The organism is Boseongicola sp. (assembly GCF_057460485.1).
Genome location: NZ_JBVCWP010000432.1, coordinates 1 through 2204, shown reverse-complemented (window position 1 = coordinate 2204; position 2204 = coordinate 1). Strand labels below are relative to the sequence as shown.

2 protein-coding genes are annotated in these 2204 nt (G+C 55.0%); both read right to left on the bottom strand.

The window, feature by feature from the left end; genetic code table 11:
• Positions 1–623: IS630 family transposase (locus tag AC221Y_RS23220; RefSeq protein ID WP_486708647.1), on the bottom strand; the 623-nt coding region annotated here is incomplete at its 3' end.
• A gap of 420 nt (positions 624–1043) precedes the next feature.
• Complete coding sequence (locus AC221Y_RS23215; protein WP_299756980.1) at positions 1044–1928, bottom strand: NAD-dependent epimerase/dehydratase family protein; 885 nt, start codon at positions 1926–1928, stop codon at positions 1044–1046.
• Between the last annotated feature and the right edge of the window lie 276 nt (positions 1929–2204).

Below are 2204 nucleotides of genomic sequence, written 5' to 3'. Positions count from 1 at the left end.
CGTGTGCCACGCTGCGACCAGATGCGGGTCAGCGTGCCCTGCTGTCCGACCCTGGCTTCCTCTTGAAACCAGACTTCCAGCGGTTTGTCTTTTGCTTGTGTGGGCAAAATATCTGTTACCATACTTTGGAAGTTTTTTTGAACGCTTCCTGCGCCGCCGGGGTCGGCATTGGGGTGTTCCGGGCGGACTGAGAGCCGCCGAAAACCCAGCCTGTCCAAATACTTGCCAACGGTGCGCTCGTGTAGATCAATACTGAAGACCTTTTCAATCCGACGCGCCAGATCGGCACGACGCCAGCGCACCACACCGTCGCGCGCGAGGTCAGGACCTGCCTCGACCCAAGACGCGAGCTGCGCCATTCGCTCGGACGTGAGCCGAGGCTGCGCCCCTCCACCACAACGATTGGACAGACCGGCAATGCCTTGCGCGTTGTAGCGGTGCACCCAGTCACGCAGCGTTTGCCGATCCATCCCGCAACTCTCGGCAGCCGTCTTACGGGACACCCCCTCCAAGACAAAAGCAATCGCCAAGAGCCGCCACGCGACCCTGCCATCTTTCGCCCCATCAGACGCTGCGCGTAAATCCTGCGCCGTCAGGTCATCGCGTATAATCTTCACAGTCATTTTCGCCTTCCAATCGCCTGCAGCGATTGAGTCAGACTTCACAACGTTTGAGAATCCCAAAACGAGTCAAGCCAACAGGCCATTGGTATAAGATAGTGAACCAGGCGACGCGACGCGGCCTAGCAACCCGGGAGGCTTGATTTGGCCGGTTTCCTTACCAAAATAAACTAATCGACCTGTATGGCTAAAAAAAATCTGTCCGCCAGGCCCGAAACTGGAGTTTTTAACAGAATAAGCTCAATGCGGACTTTCCAAGAAGAGCCCTAAGCCATCATGTGTCGTTCTGCCGCTCTTCCAAGTGTCACTGGAGTGCCTATCTCTACCAAGCGCTGGCACTGGGTGTGGGTAACTTTTTTGATTACTTGGTGGAGCCTGTCCCGGATGTCCACCTTGGCAGTGCCAGCACATAATCCCGGCGATTCATCCCAACACGTCGCGCCAGGAATGCTGCGGCTGAAACCCGACCATGTTCTTGGCCTTCTTGTTGGAAAAGAAGGTCTCGTTCGCATCCATCTCGCTGCGCACTTCGACACCTTGATAGAACCGCTCAATCACCTGATCAGACGTGAGACCGACCGACATGTCGTCGTTCGATACGTTGAAAACCTCGTAGCCCAAGCCGTCTTTGCTAAGGCAGCAATCGACCATATGTCCCAAATCGCGGGCATCGATATAGGCAAAGATGTTGCGGCGGCGCAAAGACGGATTTTCCATGAATGCAGGGAACTTCTCTGAATACTCATGTGGCTCGATTACGTTGTTGATCCGCAATCCATAGATGTCGGTTCCCGTCCGAGCCTGAAAAGACCGGGCGGTCATCTCATTGCAGACCTTCGACATGGCGTAGCTGTCATGCGGCACGGTCGGGTGGGTTTCATCAATCGGTACAAAGTGCGGTTTCAACTCTCCTTCAGCAAAGCAGATGGCATAGGTTGTTTCGGAGCTTGCGAAGATCACCTTCGGAACGCCCAGCTTCACTGCAGCCTCGATCACGTTATAGGTGGTCAAGGTATTCTGCCGAAAGCACTCACCGTCAGTGCCGATCATAACGCGGGGGACAGCGGCGAAATGCACAACGGCGTCATAAGTTGGAACGCCAGTGCCCGCGTCCAATTCCGCGCCTTCGATGAACTGGGACATTGCGCCAATGACCTGGCCCGCGTCGCAGAGGTCAATCAACAATTCCGGACAGTTCAGCCCCGAAGGCGATTGATCCACATTTACAACGTGGTGGCCTTGCTCTTGCAAGTGCCGGATGGCCCATTTGCCTGCCTTGCCGCTGCCGCCGGTAAAGAAAACTCTCATTGCGCCCTCCGATATTCAGCACTTCAGTGCTATTCCAATTCATACATGATGATGAACCACCAATCGTTTGGAGGGCAAGGTGCGTTTTTCTGGCTCAATCGGATTTCCGGAAGAGGCGCGGCTAGGACGAAGACAATGTCTCGCGTATAAAGTCCGGATAACTCCAAAGGCCTTGCCGTTTTGTGGAAAGCTGTCTCTCACGCAAGCGCAGCGAACGTCCGCTCTGTCGGAGGCTGTGTGAAAACTCGGGATTCTTCATGATTTCGCGCCACTCGT

What these genes read in the sequence shown, in the direction of transcription:
- AC221Y_RS23215 (WP_299756980.1), bottom strand. Translation starts at nt 1,928, where the DNA reads ATGAGAGTTTTCTTTACCGGCGGCAGCGGCAAGGCAGGCAAATGGGCC.